General features: G+C 59.7%; 12 protein-coding genes and 3 tRNA genes. 14 read left to right on the top strand and 1 reads right to left on the bottom strand.

Annotated elements, in window-relative coordinates; all coding sequences use genetic code 11:
- Positions 1 to 24: 24 nt before the first annotated feature.
- Entirely contained in the window at positions 25 to 645 is a 621-nt protein-coding gene (locus AC244_RS01680) for an FMN-dependent NADH-azoreductase (protein WP_053247639.1), read from the top strand.
- Between the two features lie 130 nt (positions 646 to 775).
- Positions 776 to 1072: a hypothetical protein gene (locus AC244_RS01685; RefSeq protein WP_053247103.1), complete on the top strand. Its 297-nt coding sequence runs from the start codon at positions 776 to 778 to the stop codon at positions 1070 to 1072.
- A 170-nt stretch (positions 1073 to 1242) separates the two neighbouring features.
- Here AC244_RS01685 and AC244_RS01690 read toward each other — a convergent pair whose 3' ends face one another.
- Complete coding sequence (locus tag AC244_RS01690) at positions 1243 to 2118, bottom strand: TrmH family RNA methyltransferase (protein ID WP_053247640.1); 876 nt, start codon at positions 2116 to 2118, stop codon at positions 1243 to 1245.
- Positions 2119 to 2336: 218 nt separating this feature from the next.
- On the opposite strand from AC244_RS01690, the gene AC244_RS01695 reads away from it, so the two are divergent.
- The 12 genes from AC244_RS01695 (at position 2337) to rpoC (ending at position 16893) form a co-directional block, all read left to right on the top strand.
- A tRNA-Tyr gene (locus tag AC244_RS01695) sits at positions 2337 to 2421 on the top strand.
- Between the two features lie 23 nt (positions 2422 to 2444).
- A tRNA-Gly gene (locus AC244_RS01700) sits at positions 2445 to 2518 on the top strand.
- Between the two features lie 272 nt (positions 2519 to 2790).
- A complete protein-coding gene (gene tuf, locus AC244_RS01705) occupies positions 2791 to 3966 on the top strand; it encodes an elongation factor Tu (protein ID WP_053247104.1) in 1176 nt (391 codons plus the stop codon).
- Positions 3967 to 4449: 483 nt separating this feature from the next.
- Positions 4450 to 4525, top strand: a tRNA-Trp gene (locus AC244_RS01710).
- Positions 4526 to 4721: 196 nt separating this feature from the next.
- Positions 4722 to 4922 carry a preprotein translocase subunit SecE gene (gene secE, locus AC244_RS01715; protein ID WP_053247105.1) on the top strand — a complete coding sequence of 67 codons (201 nt, stop codon included), beginning with the start codon at positions 4722 to 4724 and terminating at the stop codon, positions 4920 to 4922.
- A 16-nt stretch (positions 4923 to 4938) separates the two neighbouring features.
- The gene (gene nusG, locus AC244_RS01720) at positions 4939 to 5469 is read left to right on the top strand and encodes a transcription termination/antitermination protein NusG (RefSeq protein ID WP_053247106.1); all 531 of its coding nucleotides are present in this window, start codon (positions 4939 to 4941) and stop codon (positions 5467 to 5469) included.
- Between the two features lie 208 nt (positions 5470 to 5677).
- A complete protein-coding gene (gene rplK, locus AC244_RS01725) occupies positions 5678 to 6106 on the top strand; it encodes a 50S ribosomal protein L11 (protein ID WP_053247107.1) in 429 nt (142 codons plus the stop codon).
- 4 nt (positions 6107 to 6110) lie between these two features.
- Positions 6111 to 6809, top strand: a complete 699-nt coding sequence (gene rplA, locus AC244_RS01730; RefSeq protein ID WP_053247108.1) for a 50S ribosomal protein L1 — start codon at positions 6111 to 6113, stop codon at positions 6807 to 6809.
- 333 nt (positions 6810 to 7142) lie between these two features.
- Complete coding sequence (rplJ, locus tag AC244_RS01735; protein ID WP_053247109.1) at positions 7143 to 7661, top strand: 50S ribosomal protein L10; 519 nt, start codon at positions 7143 to 7145, stop codon at positions 7659 to 7661.
- Between the two features lie 58 nt (positions 7662 to 7719).
- Positions 7720 to 8097 carry a 50S ribosomal protein L7/L12 gene (rplL, locus tag AC244_RS01740; protein WP_053247110.1) on the top strand — a complete coding sequence of 126 codons (378 nt, stop codon included), beginning with the start codon at positions 7720 to 7722 and terminating at the stop codon, positions 8095 to 8097.
- A 266-nt stretch (positions 8098 to 8363) separates the two neighbouring features.
- Positions 8364 to 12503 (top strand): DNA-directed RNA polymerase subunit beta, encoded by a 4140-nt coding sequence (rpoB, locus tag AC244_RS01745; protein ID WP_053247111.1) that lies wholly within the window; start codon positions 8364 to 8366, stop codon positions 12501 to 12503.
- 184 nt (positions 12504 to 12687) lie between these two features.
- A complete protein-coding gene (gene rpoC, locus AC244_RS01750; protein WP_053247112.1) occupies positions 12688 to 16893 on the top strand; it encodes a DNA-directed RNA polymerase subunit beta' in 4206 nt (1401 codons plus the stop codon).
- Positions 16894 to 16923 lie beyond the last annotated feature (30 nt).

Consider the following 16923-nt stretch of genomic DNA (forward strand, 5'->3'; position numbering starts at 1 on the left):
AACGCCAACACAAAGGTGCTTCACATGAACGTCCTTCACATCGACTCCGGTATTCTGGGTGATCACTCCGTTTCCCGTCGCCTGACGGCGGCGATCACCGCCCAGATCAAGGCTGACCGCCTGGATGCCAACGTCACCTATCGCGATCTCGCCACCAGCCAGATCCCGCATCTGACCGGCGCCCAGATCATGGCACCCGCCGATCTCGCAGGTGTTGATGCCAAGCTGGCTGCCGAAGTCAAGATCGGCCGCGAGATGCTCGAAGAATTCTTGGCTGCCGACACGGTCGTCGTCGGCGCGCCGATGTACAACTTCTCCATCCCGAGCCAGCTCAAGGCCTGGATCGATCGCTTGGCTGTCGCCGGCAAGACCTTCCGTTATACCGAATCCGGCCCGGAAGGCCTCGCCAAGGGCAAGAAGGTCATCGTCGCCTCGACCCGCGGCGGCCACTATTCCGCCGGCCCGGCCTCGGCGATGGATCACCAGGAAGCTTACCTGAAGACGGTCTTCGGCTTCTTCGGCATCACCGATGTTGAATTCGTCCGCGCCGAAGGCCTGAACCTCAGCGCCGACTCCAAGCAGTTCGCGATCGCCGAAGCCGAAAAGACCATTGCTGAAGGCACCGTCCTTCGCCTGGCAAGCTAAAACAAGAGTTCAGCGGATCACGTCAGTGGTCCGGTGAAGGGGCGTTGGCCCCCATTGCGGACGGTGCCGGTTGCACATGCAGCCGGCATTGTCCGTTTTCGTGTGAGCGGATCTGTATTATGATGTGCTCATGAGAGACCGGCGGAGAAGGCCCTTGGCTGTCATCGCTGCGGTGGTCGCATTGGTGGCCGCCGATGTCGGGTATGCGTCGCCCCCTGACCCGCGCTGCACCTGCCGCAACCGGGACGGCTCCAAATACGAGCTCGGCCAGATCGCCTGCCTTCGCGTCGGCGGCATCTCTTATCTCGCCCGCTGCGAGATGAACCTCAACGTCACCACATGGAAGAAACTTCGCGACGGCTGCCCGACAGCGAACAACCAGACCCTATGGCTTCGCGTGGATAAAGATATAGCGATGCGTTTCTGACGACAGCGGCGGCTTGCACGACAATCGGCTGCGAGGCGAGGATCGCGTCGTGCAGCATCGGTGCAGAGACCCGTAAATCGGTCGAACACACCCAATCAACCGTTACGACAGATGCCCCAATCTCTCCGGTTGCAAGCAGCCGGAGAGATGGCGGGCTTAACGACCGGGACTTACTTGTTCAGGAACTGGCGCGCCGCATACATGGCGATCGCGGCCGCATTCGAAACATTGAGCGATTTGATCGCGCCGGGCATGTCGAGGCGGGCGAGGGCCTTGACGGTCGATCGTGTCTTCTGCCGGAGGCCCTTGCCCTCGGATCCGAGCACCAGGGCGACCTTGTCGCCCGCGAAGGTGCCTTCAAGCGGGGCCGGGCCTTCCGAATCGAGCCCGATGGTGTGGAAACCAAGCCGATGCAGCTCCTCGATCGTGTCGGCGAGGTTGGTGATCTGGATATAGGGGATCATTTCCAGAGCGCCGGAGGCCGATTTCGCAAGAACGCCCGATTCGGTCGGACTATGGCGGATCGTGGTGATCAACGCACCCGCATCAAATGCCACGGCCGACCGCATGATCGCGCCGACATTATGCGGGTCAGTGACCTGATCGAGCACGAGAATCAGCCGGCATTCGCTGAGTGCTTCAAGCTTGCGCAGTGGCAGCGGCTTTGTTTCGAGCATCACGCCCTGGTGGATCGCGTCTGGACCGAGAATCTTGTCGAGATCCTGCGGCGCCACGGTCTCGACCGGAAAGGGGAGTTCCGAGAGTTCGCCGAGCTCGAGCCGGGCGGCGGCATTCTGGGTCACGCACAGGCGAACGATCTGGCGCGTCGGGTTGTCGAGGGCGGCCCGAACGGTGTGCAGGCCGTAGAGGAGCACCTGCTCGGGTGCGAGCGCCGGCGGCTTCCAGTCGCCTGGCTGCTTGCGCCAACGCTCCTGCTTTGGCGTCGGGATTTCCCCGCGTTCGCGCTTGGCGTCGCGATGCGCGCGTCTGAGAGTGGCGTAGTGGGTGTTCTTGGCGCTCTTGTCGCCCGCGTTATCTTTGCTCATGCCCGCCTTATAGAGCGCTTCGCTTGGCCTGGGAACGGAATTCGATGGCAGTGGACAAAGCGGGCCTGTGGAGAATTTCACAAATTTTCCGTTTTGGCGTGTTGACAGGAGCAAGGCGGGCGGTCATATACCCGGCGCAGATCGAGAGGCGGCAACGACAAATCGCTGGATGTCTCACGATCTCAAATGCTTGGTCGACTTGATCCCGACAGAATAATGGAGGGATGCCCGAGTGGTTAAAGGGGACGGACTGTAAATCCGTTGGCTTCGCCTACGTTGGTTCAAATCCAACTCCCTCCACCATTCTGCTTCTGGATCGAAGGCCCGCGGGTATAGCTCAATGGTAGAGCAGCAGCCTTCCAAGCTGAATACGCGGGTTCGATTCCCGCTACCCGCTCCAGCAGCGCTGACCTTCTTTTCCTATTTAATGTTAAGCTTCAATTGCTCTTCGTAAGCCGTTGTTTGTTCTTTCGTCGCTCGACGAAATGATTCGGGAATCCGCCCAACTTGCATCTCCGATGCGCCGTTCTTATATGACGGTAGGAAAAGGCGGCCGTGGCTGGTCCGGGCGCACGCAATTAAGTCTTGCGCAAATCCCTTGAAACCCTTAAACGGCTCCACAAACCGGCCCCGCCGGCTGATCAATCATACTTGACCACAGGAAACGTACCCATGGCAAAGAGCAAATTTGAGCGCAACAAGCCGCACGTTAACATTGGCACGATTGGCCACGTTGACCATGGCAAGACGTCGCTGACGGCAGCGATCACGAAGTACTTCGGCGAGTACAAGGCGTACGACCAGATCGACGCTGCTCCGGAAGAAAAGGCCCGTGGCATCACGATTTCGACGGCTCACGTTGAGTATGAGACGCCGGCCCGTCACTACGCCCACGTTGACTGCCCCGGCCACGCCGACTACGTCAAGAACATGATCACCGGTGCAGCGCAGATGGACGGCGCGATCCTGGTTTGCTCGGCTGCTGACGGCCCGATGCCGCAGACCCGCGAGCACATCCTGCTTGCTCGCCAGGTTGGCGTTCCGGCGATCGTCGTGTTCCTCAACAAGGTCGACCAGGTTGACGACGCCGAGCTTCTCGAGCTCGTCGAGCTTGAAGTTCGCGAACTGCTGTCGTCCTACGAATTCCCGGGCGACGACATTCCGATCATCAAGGGTTCGGCACTTGCTGCTCTTGAAGATTCGGACAAGAAGATCGGCGAAGACGCGATCCGCGAGCTGATGGCTGCCGTTGACGCCTACATCCCGACGCCTGAGCGTCCGATCGACCAGCCGTTCCTGATGCCGATCGAAGACGTGTTCTCGATCTCGGGCCGTGGTACGGTTGTGACCGGTCGCGTTGAGCGCGGCATCGTCAAGGTTGGCGAAGAAGTCGAAATCGTCGGCATCCGCGACACGTCGAAGACGACGGTTACCGGCGTTGAAATGTTCCGCAAGCTGCTCGACCAGGGCCAGGCCGGCGACAACATCGGCGCGCTGATCCGTGGTGTCAACCGTGACGGCGTTGAGCGTGGCCAGATCCTGTGCAAGCCGGGTTCGGTCAAGCCGCACAAGAAGTTCATGGCAGAAGCCTACATCCTGACGAAGGAAGAAGGCGGCCGTCATACGCCGTTCTTCACGAACTACCGTCCGCAGTTCTACTTCCGCACGACGGACGTGACGGGCATCGTGACGCTTCCGGAAGGCACGGAAATGGTTATGCCTGGCGACAACGTCACCGTTGCCGTTGAGCTGATCGTTCCGATCGCGATGGAAGAAAAGCTGCGCTTCGCGATCCGCGAAGGCGGCCGTACCGTCGGCGCCGGCATCGTCGCTTCGATCGTCGAGTAATCCCGGGGTTACTTTAATCCCAGGATTGCATCGGTTCAAAAGGCCCCGCTGGAAACAGCGGGGTTTTTTCGTTGAGGGTGAACCTGTTGCCAGGTTTGGGGCAGCAGGGAGGCCCGACCCCGGTGCCGTTGCGAGTCCAGTATGACGCAAGGCATGACGCGGCCCGCCGCGGGGGCGTGGTGGCGGGCGCCTGCCGCCCAGCTTGGCGAGGCAAAGCCAAGCCGGCGGCTCGACGCGTGTGGCCCTTTGCGTGCATCTCCGTGCGGTCGCAACACTGCCGAGACCATGCAAGAGCCTGGTGCGCATCGCGCGCGACGGACCATGCGACGCAGAGTGAAAAGGCGCGTCGCGCGCTGTCGCATCTTTTGCCACAAGAATTTGAATCTTTTCCGTCAAAGACGCTTGTCATCGCCCGGCAAACTGAATAATAAGCCGCTGACTTGATGCACTGACCGGTTCGAGAATGACCGGCCGGCGCGATCTAGGGGTATAGCTCAGTTGGTAGAGCGGCGGTCTCCAAAACCGCAGGTCGGGGGTTCGAGCCCCTCTGCCCCTGCCATTGCTTCCGACCTTTGCAAGCGGCTCAAAGCCGAGTAGGGTAGGGGGAGGTCGGATAAGCCGGCCGTCGAAATTCACAGAAAAGACCGATTACCTCTTGTGATTTGTAGAATCGGTCTTTATGTAGGGTCCAAACAGACACGCGGTGCGTGGGGCTGAATCATCGGCTTTACGCGCCGTAATGGCGTGAGCATTACATGGCATCCAAAACGAATCCGTTTACGTTTCTGCAGCAGGTTCGCTCAGAGGCGTCGAAAGTAACTTGGCCGTCCAGGCGCGAGACGATGATCTCGACGCTGATGGTTTTTGTCATGGTCTTTTTTGCCGCTGCCTTCTTCTTCGCTGCGGACCAGTTGATGGGTTGGCTGATCGGCCTAGTCCTCAACGCTGGCGTTTGATTGGGTGGAGGGTAGCATGGCTGCACGCTGGTATATTGTTCACGCCTATTCGAATTTCGAAAAGAAGGTGGCTGAATCGATCGAGGAGAAGGCCAAGCAAAAAGGCCTTGAGCACCTGTTCGAAAAGATCCTCGTTCCGACCGAAAAGGTCGTCGAAGTTCGTCGTGGCCGCAAGGTTGATGCTGAACGCAAGTTCTTCCCGGGTTATGTCCTGGTGCGCGCCAACCTGACGGATGAGGCCTATCACCTCATCAAGAATACGCCGAAGGTCACCGGTTTCCTCGGGACCGACAGCAAGCCGGTTCCGATTCCGGACCATGAGGCCGATCGTATCCTCGGTCAGGTCCAGGATGGCGTCGAGCGTCCGAAGCCGTCCGTCTCCTTTGAGATCGGCGAGCAGGTTCGCGTCTCGGATGGTCCGTTCGCCTCGTTCAACGGCATCGTTCAGGATGTCGACGAGGAGCGGTCGCGCCTGAAGGTCGAAGTTTCAATCTTCGGCCGTGCGACCCCGGTCGAACTGGAATACGGCCAGGTCGAGAAGGTCTGAGAAGATCAACAAAGATTGGGCAAGTCGTTTAGGCCTGCCCGGGCGGAGAAATCCGCATGCGCGTGGAAGGACGTCGGCCTTAGCCGGGTCGAAGGGTCCGCACCACGCAACCGCAGCCGCCGATCCCTGATCGGCAGAATGCCGGGAAACCGGCGCAACAGTTCCTCCTTTCGATCCGTCGAAATGAGGCAATGAGAGGCAGAGAGAAATGGCTAAGAAAGTTGCAGGCCAGCTCAAGCTGCAGGTGAAGGCAGGGTCGGCCAATCCGTCCCCGCCGATCGGTCCTGCACTCGGTCAGCGTGGCATTAACATCATGGAATTCTGCAAGGCGTTCAATGCCGCCACGCAGGAAATGGAAAAGGGTATGCCGATCCCGGTCGTCATCACCTATTACCAGGACAAGTCGTTCACCTTCGTCATGAAGCAGCCGCCGGTCAGCTACTTCCTGAAGAAGGAATCGAAGATCACGTCCGGTTCGAAGACCCCAGGTAAGGCCAAGGCTGGCTCGATCACCAAGGCTCAGATCCGCACGATCGCAGAGGCCAAGATGAAGGACCTCAACGCGGCCGATATCGAAGGCGCAATGGCAATGGTCGAGGGCTCTGCCCGCTCCATGGGCCTGGAAGTGGCGGGCTAAGACCATGGCGAAGATTGCAAAGCGTGTACAGAAGTCCCGCGAGGGCATCGACCCGACGAAGATCTACGGCCTCACCGAAGCCGTTTCGCTGGTCAAGGAACGTGCAACTGCCAAGTTCGACGAGACTGTTGAAGTCGCGATGAACCTCGGCGTTGACCCGCGCCACGCCGACCAGATGGTTCGCGGCGTCGTCAACCTGCCGAACGGCACGGGCCGCTCGGTTCGCGTTGCCGTGTTCGCACGTGGCGCCAAGGCCGATGAAGCCAAGGCCGCCGGCGCAGACATCGTCGGCGCTGAAGAACTGGTCGAAATCGTTCAGGGCGGCAAGATCGACTTCGATCGTTGCATCGCGACCCCGGACATGATGCCGCTCGTCGGCCGCCTCGGTAAGGTTCTCGGCCCGCGCGGCATGATGCCGAACCCGAAGGTCGGAACGGTCACCATGGACGTTGCCGGTGCCGTCAAGGCATCCAAGGGCGGCGCAGTCGAGTTCCGCGTCGAGAAGGCTGGTATCATCCACGCCGGCATCGGCAAGGCTTCGTTCGACGCCAAGGCTCTGGAAGAAAACATCCGCGCCTTCGCTGACGCGGTCGTCAAGGCCAAGCCGGCCGGCGCCAAGGGCAACTACGTCAAGCGCGTAGCGATTTCGTCGACCATGGGCCCGGGCCTGAAGATCGACCCGGCAACGCTCAGCGTCGCCTAACGAATTTCGGGCTTCGGCCCGAGAAAGAATTTCCGGCCCTTCGGGGCCGGAAATCCGGATCTCGATCCGGAACTCCTGTCCGAGATTGCGGGTGGTTTTACCTTAATCACTTCGGCCTGCATGAGACGGGTAAGATCTGAATTTCGCAATGACGCCGGAGGCGTCGAAATTCGGTTCGAGCCTCGCTTGCCTTGTGTCAGACCCGGCTTTCCGGGAACGCCAAGGGACAGGATCCTCAAGCGTTACTTGGGATCTTCTTCGATGATCCCTGGTGACAAAGGCAAACCCGGCAGGGGCTGCAGTTCATGCAACCCTGTCAACTGGAGACAGACAGTGGAAAGAGCGGAAAAACGCGAATTCGTCACGGAGCTGAACGAAGTCTTCAAGGCTTCCGGTTCGGTTGTCGTGGCCCACTATGCTGGTGTCACAGTTGCGCAGATGAACGACTTCCGTTCGAAGATGCGCGCTGCTGGCGGCACCGTCAAAGTCGCGAAAAACCGCCTGGCCAAGATCGCTCTTCAGGGCACCGAGTCGGAAGGGATGACAGATCTCTTCAAGGGTCAGACGCTGATCGCATTCAGCCAAGACCCGATCACGGCTCCTAAGGTCGTCATGGATTTCGCCAAGACCAACGACAAGCTCGTTGTTCTCGGTGGTTCCATGGGAACAACCACGCTCACCGCCGATGCAGTCAAGTCGCTTGCGACCCTGCCTTCGCTGGACGAGCTGCGCGCAAAGCTGCTGGGCCTTCTCAATGCCCCGGCAACTCGCGTCGCTACGGTTGTTGCAGCACCGGCAAGCCAGCTTGCCCGCGTGTTCGCCGCCTATGCCAAGAAGGACGAAGCCGCCTAAGGCGGATTTTCGCTGTTGTATTTAAAACCAGTTCGAACCGAACAAAAGGAAAAGTAAAATGGCTGATCTCGCAAAGATCGTTGAAGACCTCTCCTCGCTGACCGTCCTGGAAGCTGCTGAGCTTTCCAAGCTGCTCGAAGAGAAGTGGGGCGTTTCTGCAGCTGCTCCGGTAGCTGTTGCTGCTGCTGGCGGCGCCGGCGCTGCTGCTCCGGTCGAAGAAGAAAAGACCGAGTTTGACGTTATCCTCGTTGACGCTGGCGCCAACAAGATCAACGTCATCAAGGAAGTCCGCGCTATCACCGGTCTCGGCCTCAAGGAAGCCAAGGACCTGGTCGAAGGCGCTCCGAAGGCGGTCAAGGAAGCAGTTTCCAAGGCTGAAGCTGCTGACCTCAAGAAGAAGCTCGAAGAAGCTGGCGCCAAGGTTGACGTCAAGTAATTCGGCATTTTGCAAGGGGAGGTGGCCATTTCGGCCGCCTCTCTTTGACCGTTTTTAGAACATATTACCCAAAAGCCTGTCGCAAAACGGCTTTTGGGTAATGGGTTCTTCAAGAGGATGGTCTCGACCGGAATTCAGCACAGCAATCCGCGCTGGGCGTTTTCCGCAAGTTAGACGAGATTGAACTACTCATTGATTGACGGGGTCGACTGGCCATCGGTTCCCGTCCGTTGCAGGCCCGGATGCAAGATTGACAAGGAGCGACGATGGCTCAGACCCTTTCGTTTAACGGTCGCAGGCGCGTACGCAAGTTTTTTGGTAAAATTCCAGAAGTCGCGGAGATGCCGAACCTCATCGAGGTTCAGAAGGCATCCTACGACCAGTTTCTTATGGTTGAAGAGCCCAAGGGCGGACGCCCTGATGAGGGCCTTCAAGCCGTTTTCAAGTCGGTTTTCCCGATCAAGGATTTCTCCGGCGCTTCGATGCTCGAGTTCGTATCCTACGAATTCGAACAGCCGAAGTTCGACGTCGAAGAATGCCGTCAGCGCGATCTGACCTACGCGGCGCCTCTCAAGGTGACGCTCCGCCTGATCGTGTTCGATATTGACGAGGATACCGGCGCGAAGTCGATCAAGGACATCAAGGAACAGAACGTCTACATGGGCGACATGCCGCTCATGACCGACAACGGTACCTTCATCGTCAACGGCACCGAGCGCGTTATCGTTTCGCAGATGCACCGCTCTCCGGGCGTGTTCTTCGACCATGACAAGGGCAAGAGCCATTCTTCCGGCAAGCTGCTCTTCGCTGCCCGCGTGATCCCGTATCGCGGTTCCTGGCTCGACATCGAGTTCGACGCCAAGGACATCGTGCACGCCCGTATCGACCGCCGCCGCAAGATCCCCGTGTCTTCGCTGCTGATGGCGCTCGGCATGGACGGCGAGGAAATCCTCGACACCTTCTACACGAAGTCGCTTTACCAGCGCGACGGCGAAGGCTGGCGCGTGCCGTTCCAGCCGGATGCGTTGAAGGGCCAGAAGGCGATCACCGAGATGGTCGACGCCGACACCGGCGAAGTGGTTGTCGAAGCTGGCAAGAAGCTGACGCCGCGCCTGCTCCGCCAGTTGCAGGACAAGGGCCTGAAGGCCCTCAAGGCGACCGACGACGATCTCTATGGCAACTACCTTGCCGAAGACATCGTCAACTTCGCAACCGGTGAAATCTACCTGGAAGCAGGCGACGAGATCGACGAGAAGACGCTTCCCGTCATTCTGTCGGCCGGCTTCGACGAAATCCCGGTTCTCGACATCGACCATATCAATGTCGGCGCCTACATCCGCAACACGCTGACCGTAGACAAGAACGAGAACCGTCAGGACGCTCTGTTCGATATCTACCGCGTGATGCGTCCAGGCGAACCGCCGACCATGGATTCTGCGGAAGCCATGTTCAACACGCTGTTCTTCGATGCCGAGCGTTACGACCTCTCGGCCGTTGGCCGCGTGAAGATGAACATGCGCCTCGACCTTGAAGTGGCGGATACCGTCCGTATCCTGCGCAAGGAAGACATCCTGGCTGTCGTCAAGATGCTGGTCGAGCTGCGTGACGGCAAGGGCGAAATCGACGACATCGACAACCTCGGCAACCGCCGTGTTCGTTCGGTCGGCGAGCTGATGGAAAATCAGTACCGCCTCGGCCTGCTGCGCATGGAGCGCGCGATCAAGGAACGCATGTCGTCGATCGAAATCGACACCGTCATGCCGCAGGACCTGATCAACGCCAAGCCGGCTGCCGCAGCCGTCCGCGAATTCTTCGGCTCCTCGCAGCTGTCGCAGTTCATGGACCAGGTGAACCCGCTTTCGGAAATCACCCACAAGCGTCGTCTTTCGGCACTTGGCCCGGGTGGTCTGACCCGCGAGCGCGCAGGCTTCGAAGTCCGCGACGTTCACCCGACGCACTACGGCCGTATCTGCCCGATTGAAACGCCGGAAGGCCCGAACATCGGTCTGATCAACTCGCTTGCGACCTTCGCCCGCGTCAACAAGTACGGCTTCATCGAAAGCCCGTACCGCAAGATCGTTGACGGCAAGGTGACGAACGACGTCGTCTATCTCTCCGCGATGGAAGAAGCGAAGTACCACGTCGCCCAGGCAAACTCGGTTCTCGAGAGCGATGGTTCGTTCTCGGAAGAATTCGTCGTTTGCCGCCATGCCGGCGAAGTTATGCTGGCACCGCGCGACAACATCAACCTGATGGACGTTTCGCCGAAGCAGCTCGTTTCGGTCGCCGCGGCGCTCATCCCGTTCCTTGAGAACGATGACGCCAACCGCGCACTGATGGGCTCGAACATGCAGCGTCAGGCCGTGCCTCTGCTGCGCGCCGAAGCTCCGTTCGTCGGTACCGGCATGGAACCGGTCGTTGCCCGCGACTCCGGTGCTGCTATTGCAGCCCGCCGTGGCGGTGTCGTCGACCAGGTCGATGCGACCCGTATCGTTATCCGCGCCACCGAAGACCTCGATCCGTCGAAGTCGGGCGTCGATATCTACCGTCTGCAGAAGTTCCAGCGTTCGAACCAGAACACCTGCGTCAACCAGCGCCCGCTGGTCACCGTCGGTGACGTCCTGAACAAGGGTGACATCATCGCTGACGGTCCGTCGACCGATCTCGGCGATCTGGCGCTCGGCCGCAACGCGCTCGTCGCGTTCATGCCGTGGAACGGCTACAACTACGAAGACTCGATCCTCTTGTCCGAGCGCATCGTGCGCGACGACGTGTTCACCTCCATCCACATCGAAGAATTCGAAGTGATGGCGCGTGACACTAAGCTCGGCCCGGAAGAAATTACCCGCGACATTCCGAACGTTTCGGAAGAAGCGCTGCGTAATCTCGACGAAGCCGGCATCGTCTACATCGGTGCTGAGGTTCAGCCGGGCGATATCCTGGTCGGCAAGATCACGCCGAAGGGCGAAAGCCCGATGACGCCGGAAGAAAAGCTTCTGCGCGCCATCTTCGGTGAAAAGGCTTCCGACGTCCGCGACACGTCGATGCGCATGCCTCCGGGCACGTTCGGCACCGTCGTCGAAGTTCGCGTCTTCAATCGCCACGGCGTTGAGAAGGACGAGCGCGCGATGGCGATCGAGCGCGAGGAAATCGAACGCCTGGCCAAGGACCGCGACGACGAACAGGCGATCCTCGATCGCAACGTCTACGCACGTCTCGTCGACATGCTGCGCGGCCACACCGCGGTTGCAGGTCCGAAGGGCTTCAAGAAGGGCACTGAGCTGTCCAACCTCGTCGTCAGCGAATATCCCCGCTCGCAGTGGTGGATGTTTGCCATCGAAGACGAAAAGGCTCAGGGCGAGATCGAAGCACTTCGCGCCCAGTACGACGAATCCAAGTCGCGCCTTGAGCAGCGCTTCATGGACAAGGTCGAAAAGGTCCAGCGCGGCGATGAAATGCCTCCGGGCGTCATGAAGATGGTCAAGGTCTTCGTCGCTGTTAAGCGCAAGATCCAGCCGGGCGACAAGATGGCCGGCCGTCACGGCAACAAGGGTGTCGTATCGCGCATCGTGCCGATCGAAGACATGCCGTTCCTGGAAGATGGTACGCACGTCGACGTCGTTCTGAACCCGCTCGGCGTGCCTTCGCGCATGAACGTCGGCCAGATCCTCGAAACCCATCTTGGCTGGGCTTGCGCCGGCATGGGCAAGAAGATCGGCGCGATGCTCGATGCCTACAAGGCAGGTGCCGATATCCAGCCGCTGCGCGACACCATCGACAGCGTCATCGGGTCGGGCCCGAAGGGTGAGCCGATCAAGCAGTACGACGATGCGTCGATCGTACGGCTTGCCGAGCAGACCCGTCGCGGCGTTTCGATCGCAACGCCGGTCTTCGACGGTGCTGTCGAAGCCGACGTCAACGAGATGCTGGAGCAGGCGGGCCTGAAGGTAACCGGTCAGTCGACGCTTTATGATGGCCGTACCGGCGATCAGTTCGACCGCCAGGTGACCGTCGGCTACATCTACATGCTGAAGCTGAACCACCTTGTCGACGACAAGATCCACGCCCGTTCGATCGGTCCTTACTCGCTCGTTACCCAGCAGCCGCTGGGCGGCAAGGCGCAGTTCGGCGGTCAGCGCTTCGGGGAAATGGAAGTCTGGGCTCTCGAAGCCTACGGCGCCGCCTACACCCTGCAGGAAATGCTGACGGTGAAGTCGGACGACGTGGCCGGTCGTACGAAGGTCTACGAAGCGATCGTCCGTGGCGACGACACCTTCGAAGCGGGTATTCCGGAGAGCTTCAACGTTCTCGTCAAGGAAATGCGCTCGCTGGGCCTCTCGGTCGAACTCGAGAACACCAAGGTCGACGAACTCGGTGCAGCACAGCTGCCTGACGCAGCCGAATAAGAAACATCAAGGTGCGTGCCGCATCGCGGCGCGCACCGCTTCCTCCGCAAGGCTTCATTGGCAAGCGAGAGGAACGGGGCCGCATCAAATGCGGTTTTAGCTGTTTATGGGGCAGGGGCCGGCGCCCGGGATTTGTCGGCACCCTCGCCAAGCTCAGGGCGTTAAGCCCGTAAAGGAGACAGGCATGAACCAAGAGGTCATGAATCTTTTCAATCCGCAGGTGCCTGCACAGACTTTCGATTCCATCCGGATTTCGATCGCCTCGCCGGAGAAGATTCTTTCCTGGTCTTACGGTGAGATCAAGAAGCCGGAGACGATCAACTACCGCACGTTCAAGCCGGAACGCGATGGTCTTTTCTGCGCCCGTATCTTCGGTCCGATCAAGGATTACGAATGCCTGTGCGGCAAGTACAAGCGCATGAAGTACAAGGGCATCATCTGCGAAAAGTGCGGCGTCGAAGTGACGCTGTCGCGCGTTCGCCGTGAGCGCATGGGCCACATCGAGCTCGCTGCTCCCGTTGCCCATATCTGGTTCCTGAAGTCGCTGCCGAGCCGCATTTCGACGCTGCTCGACATGACGCTGAAGGATGTCGAACGCGTTCTGTACTTCGAAAACTACATCGTCACCGAGCCTGGCCTGACGTCGCTGAAGGAAAATCAGCTCCTCAGCGAAGAAGACTACATGCTCGCCGTCGATGAGTTCGGCGAAGATCAGTTCACCGCGATGATCGGTGCTGAAGCGATCTATGAAATGCTCGCTTCGATGAACCTCGAAAAGATCGCCGGCGATCTGCGTTCGGAACTGGCCGAGACCACCTCGGATCTGAAGCAGAAGAAGCTGATGAAGCGGCTGAAGATCGTCGAGAACTTCATGGACTCCGGCAACCGTCCGGAATGGATGATCATGAAGGTTGTTCCGGTGATCCCGCCGGACCTGCGCCCGCTCGTGCCGCTCGACGGTGGCCGTTTCGCGACGTCGGATCTGAACGATCTCTATCGCCGCGTGATCAACCGTAACAACCGTCTGAAGCGTCTGATCGAGCTGCGTGCACCGGGCATCATCATCCGCAACGAAAAGCGCATGCTGCAGGAGTCTGTAGACGCGCTGTTCGATAACGGCCGTCGCGGCCGCGTCATCACCGGCGCCAACAAGCGTCCGCTGAAGTCGCTGTCCGACATGCTCAAGGGCAAGCAGGGTCGCTTCCGCCAGAACCTGCTCGGCAAGCGCGTCGACTATTCCGGCCGCTCGGTCATCGTGACCGGTCCAGAACTGAAGCTGCACCAGTGCGGTCTTCCGAAGAAGATGGCGCTCGAGTTGTTCAAGCCGTTCATCTACGCCCGCCTCGACGCCAAGGGTTACTCCTCGACTGTCAAGCAGGCCAAGAAGCTCGTCGAAAAGGAAAAGCCGGAAGTATGGGATATCCTCGACGAGGTTATCCGCGAGCATCCGGTTCTCTTGAACCGCGCACCGACGCTGCACCGCCTGGGCATCCAGGCCTTCGAACCGACCCTGGTCGAAGGCAAGGCAATCCAGCTGCACCCGCTCGTCTGCACGGCCTTCAACGCCGACTTCGACGGTGACCAGATGGCCGTTCACGTGCCGCTGTCGCTCGAAGCACAGCTCGAAGCACGCGTGCTGATGATGTCGACGAACAACATCCTGCACCCGGCCAACGGCGCGCCGATCATCGTTCCGTCGCAGGACATGGTTCTGGGTCTCTACTATCTGTCGATCCTGAACCAGAACGAGCCGGGCGAAGGCATGGCGTTCTCGGACATGGGCGAGCTGCATCACGCGCTCGAAACCAAGGCCGTTACGCTGCACGCCAAGATCCGCGGCCGCTTCAAAACCGTCGACGCCGAGGGCAACCCGGTTTCGAAGATCTACGAAACCACGCCTGGCCGCATGATCATCGGCGAACTGCTGCCGCGCAACGTCAACGTGCCGTTCGAAACCTGCAACCAGGAAATGACCAAGAAGAACATCTCCAAGATGATCGACACGGTCTACCGTCATTGCGGTCAGAAAGACACGGTCATCTTCTGCGACCGCATCATGCAGCTCGGCTTTGCCCATGCCTGCCGCGCCGGCATTTCGTTCGGCAAGGACGACATGGTCATTCCGGACACCAAGGTGAAGATTGTCGGCGACACTGAAGCGCTCGTGAAGGAATACGAGCAGCAGTACAACGACGGCCTCATCACCCAGGGCGAAAAGTACAACAAGGTTGTCGACGCCTGGGGTAAGGCTACCGAAAAGGTCGCCGACGAAATGATGGCCCGCATTAAGGCGGTTGAGTTCGACGACAACGGCCGTCAGAAGCCGATGAACTCGATCTACATGATGTCGCACTCCGGCGCCCGTGGTTCACCGAACCAGATGCGTCAGCTGGGCGGCATGCGCGGCCTGATGGCCAAGCCGTCGGGTGAAATCATCGAGACGCCGATCATCTCGAACTTCAAGGAAGGTCTGACCGTTAACGAGTACTTCAACTCGACCCACGGTGCCCGCAAGGGTCTGGCCGACACCGCCTTGAAGACCGCGAACTCGGGTTACCTCACCCGTCGTCTCGTCGACGTGGCGCAGGATTGCATCGTCAACTCCGTCGATTGCGGCACCGAAAACGGCCTCACCATGACGGCGATCGTCGATGCCGGTCAGGTTGTGGCTTCGCTTGGCGCTCGTATTCTTGGCCGTACGGCTCTGGACGACATCGATCACCCGGTCACGGGCGTTCGTATCGTCGATGCCGGCCGGATGATCCTTGAACCCGACGTCATCGAAATCGAGAAGGCTGGTATCCAGTCGATCCGCATCCGTTCGGCGCTGACCTGCGAAATCCAGACGGGCGTTTGTGGCGTCTGCTACGGCCGCGACCTGGCACGTGGTACGCCGGTCAACATGGGCGAAGCGGTTGGCGTTATCGCTGCACAGTCGATCGGTGAACCGGGCACCCAGCTCACCATGCGTACCTTCCACTTGGGCGGTACGGCGACCGTGGTCGACCAGTCGTTCCTGGAAGCGTCCTACGAAGGCACGGTTCAGATCAAGAACCGCAACATGCTGCGCAACTCTGACGGCATTCTTGTCGCCATGGGTCGTAACATGGCCGTCCAGATCCTCGACGAACGTGGTGTCGAGCGCTCCTCGCAGCGTGTCGCTTACGGCTCGAAGATCTTCGTCGACGATGGTGACAAGGTGAAGCGCGGTCAGCGTCTCGCCGAGTGGGACCCCTACACCCGTCCGATGATGACGGAAGTGGAAGGTACCGTTCACTTCGAAGACGTCGTCGACGGCATCTCCGTGCTCGAAGCGACCGACGAGTCCACCGGCATCACCAAGCGTCAGGTTATCGATTGGCGTTCGACGCCACGCGGTACGGACCTGAAGCCGGCGATCGTCATCAAGGACAAGAACGGCGCCGTCATGAAGCTGTCGCGTGGTGGTGACGCCCGCTTCATGCTTTCGGTTGACGCCATTCTTTCGGTCGAACCGGGCACGAAGGTTTCCCAGGGTGACGTGCTTGCACGTTCGCCGCTGGAAAGCGCCAAGACCAAGGACATCACCGGTGGTCTGCCGCGCGTTGCCGAACTGTTCGAAGCACGTCGTCCGAAGGATCACGCCATCATCGCTGAGATCGATGGTACGATCCGCTTCGGTCGCGACTACAAGAACAAGCGTCGCGTTCTGATCGAGCCTGCTGAAGACGGTGTCGAGCCGGTCGAATACCTGATCCCGAAGGGCAAGCCCTTCCATCTTCAGGATGGCGACTACATCGAAAAGGGCGACTACATCCTCGACGGCAACCCGGCGCCGCACGACATCCTGGCGATCAAGGGCGTGGAAGCACTCGCTTCCTACCTGGTCAACGAAATCCAGGAAGTCTACCGACTGCAGGGCGTTGTGATCAACGACAAGCACATCGAAGTCATCGTTCGTCAGATGCTGCAGAAGGTGGAAATCACCGATGCCGGCGACTCGACCTACATCGTCGGTGACAATGTCGATCGCATCGAACTCGAAGACGTCAACGACGGCCTGATCGAACAGGGCAAGAAGCCGGCATACGGCGATCCGGTCCTGCTCGGCATCACCAAGGCCTCGCTGCAGACACCGTCATTCATCTCGGCGGCGTCGTTCCAGGAAACCACCAAGGTCCTGACCGAAGCGGCGATCGCCGGCAAGGTCGACGGCCTGCAGGGTCTGAAGGAAAACGTCATCGTCGGCCGTCTGATCCCGGCTGGTACCGGCGGAACGATGACGCAGATCCGCCGCATCGCGACGGCGCGCGACGAGATGATTCTCGAAGAGCGTCGCAAGGGTACGGGCGCAGATGTTGCAACCCCGATGCTCGCCGATCTCGCGAAGGAAAACGCAGCGGCCGAATAATGGGAGGAGGGCGGTTCTCGCCCTCGTTTC

Origin of the sequence: Ensifer adhaerens (genome assembly GCF_001270265.1) — a bacterium.
GTDB lineage: Bacteria > Pseudomonadota > Alphaproteobacteria > Rhizobiales > Rhizobiaceae > Ensifer > Ensifer adhaerens_B.

Excerpts from the sequence above, each read along its gene's own strand:
- AC244_RS01680 (WP_053247639.1), top strand. The coding sequence starts at position 25 with ATGAACGTCCTTCACATCGACTCCGGTATTCTGGGTGATCACTCCGTT.
- secE (WP_053247105.1), top strand. The coding sequence starts at position 4,722 with ATGGCATCCAAAACGAATCCGTTTACGTTTCTGCAGCAGGTTCGCTCA.
- AC244_RS01685 (WP_053247103.1), top strand. The coding sequence starts at position 776 with ATGAGAGACCGGCGGAGAAGGCCCTTGGCTGTCATCGCTGCGGTGGTC.
- rpoC (WP_053247112.1), top strand. The coding sequence starts at position 12,688 with ATGAACCAAGAGGTCATGAATCTTTTCAATCCGCAGGTGCCTGCACAG.
- rplL (WP_053247110.1), top strand. The coding sequence starts at position 7,720 with ATGGCTGATCTCGCAAAGATCGTTGAAGACCTCTCCTCGCTGACCGTC.
- nusG (WP_053247106.1), top strand. The coding sequence starts at position 4,939 with ATGGCTGCACGCTGGTATATTGTTCACGCCTATTCGAATTTCGAAAAG.
- AC244_RS01690 (WP_053247640.1), bottom strand. The coding sequence starts at position 2,118 with ATGAGCAAAGATAACGCGGGCGACAAGAGCGCCAAGAACACCCACTAC.
- rplK (WP_053247107.1), top strand. The coding sequence starts at position 5,678 with ATGGCTAAGAAAGTTGCAGGCCAGCTCAAGCTGCAGGTGAAGGCAGGG.
- rpoB (WP_053247111.1), top strand. The coding sequence starts at position 8,364 with ATGGCTCAGACCCTTTCGTTTAACGGTCGCAGGCGCGTACGCAAGTTT.
- tuf (WP_053247104.1), top strand. The coding sequence starts at position 2,791 with ATGGCAAAGAGCAAATTTGAGCGCAACAAGCCGCACGTTAACATTGGC.
- rplA (WP_053247108.1), top strand. The coding sequence starts at position 6,111 with ATGGCGAAGATTGCAAAGCGTGTACAGAAGTCCCGCGAGGGCATCGAC.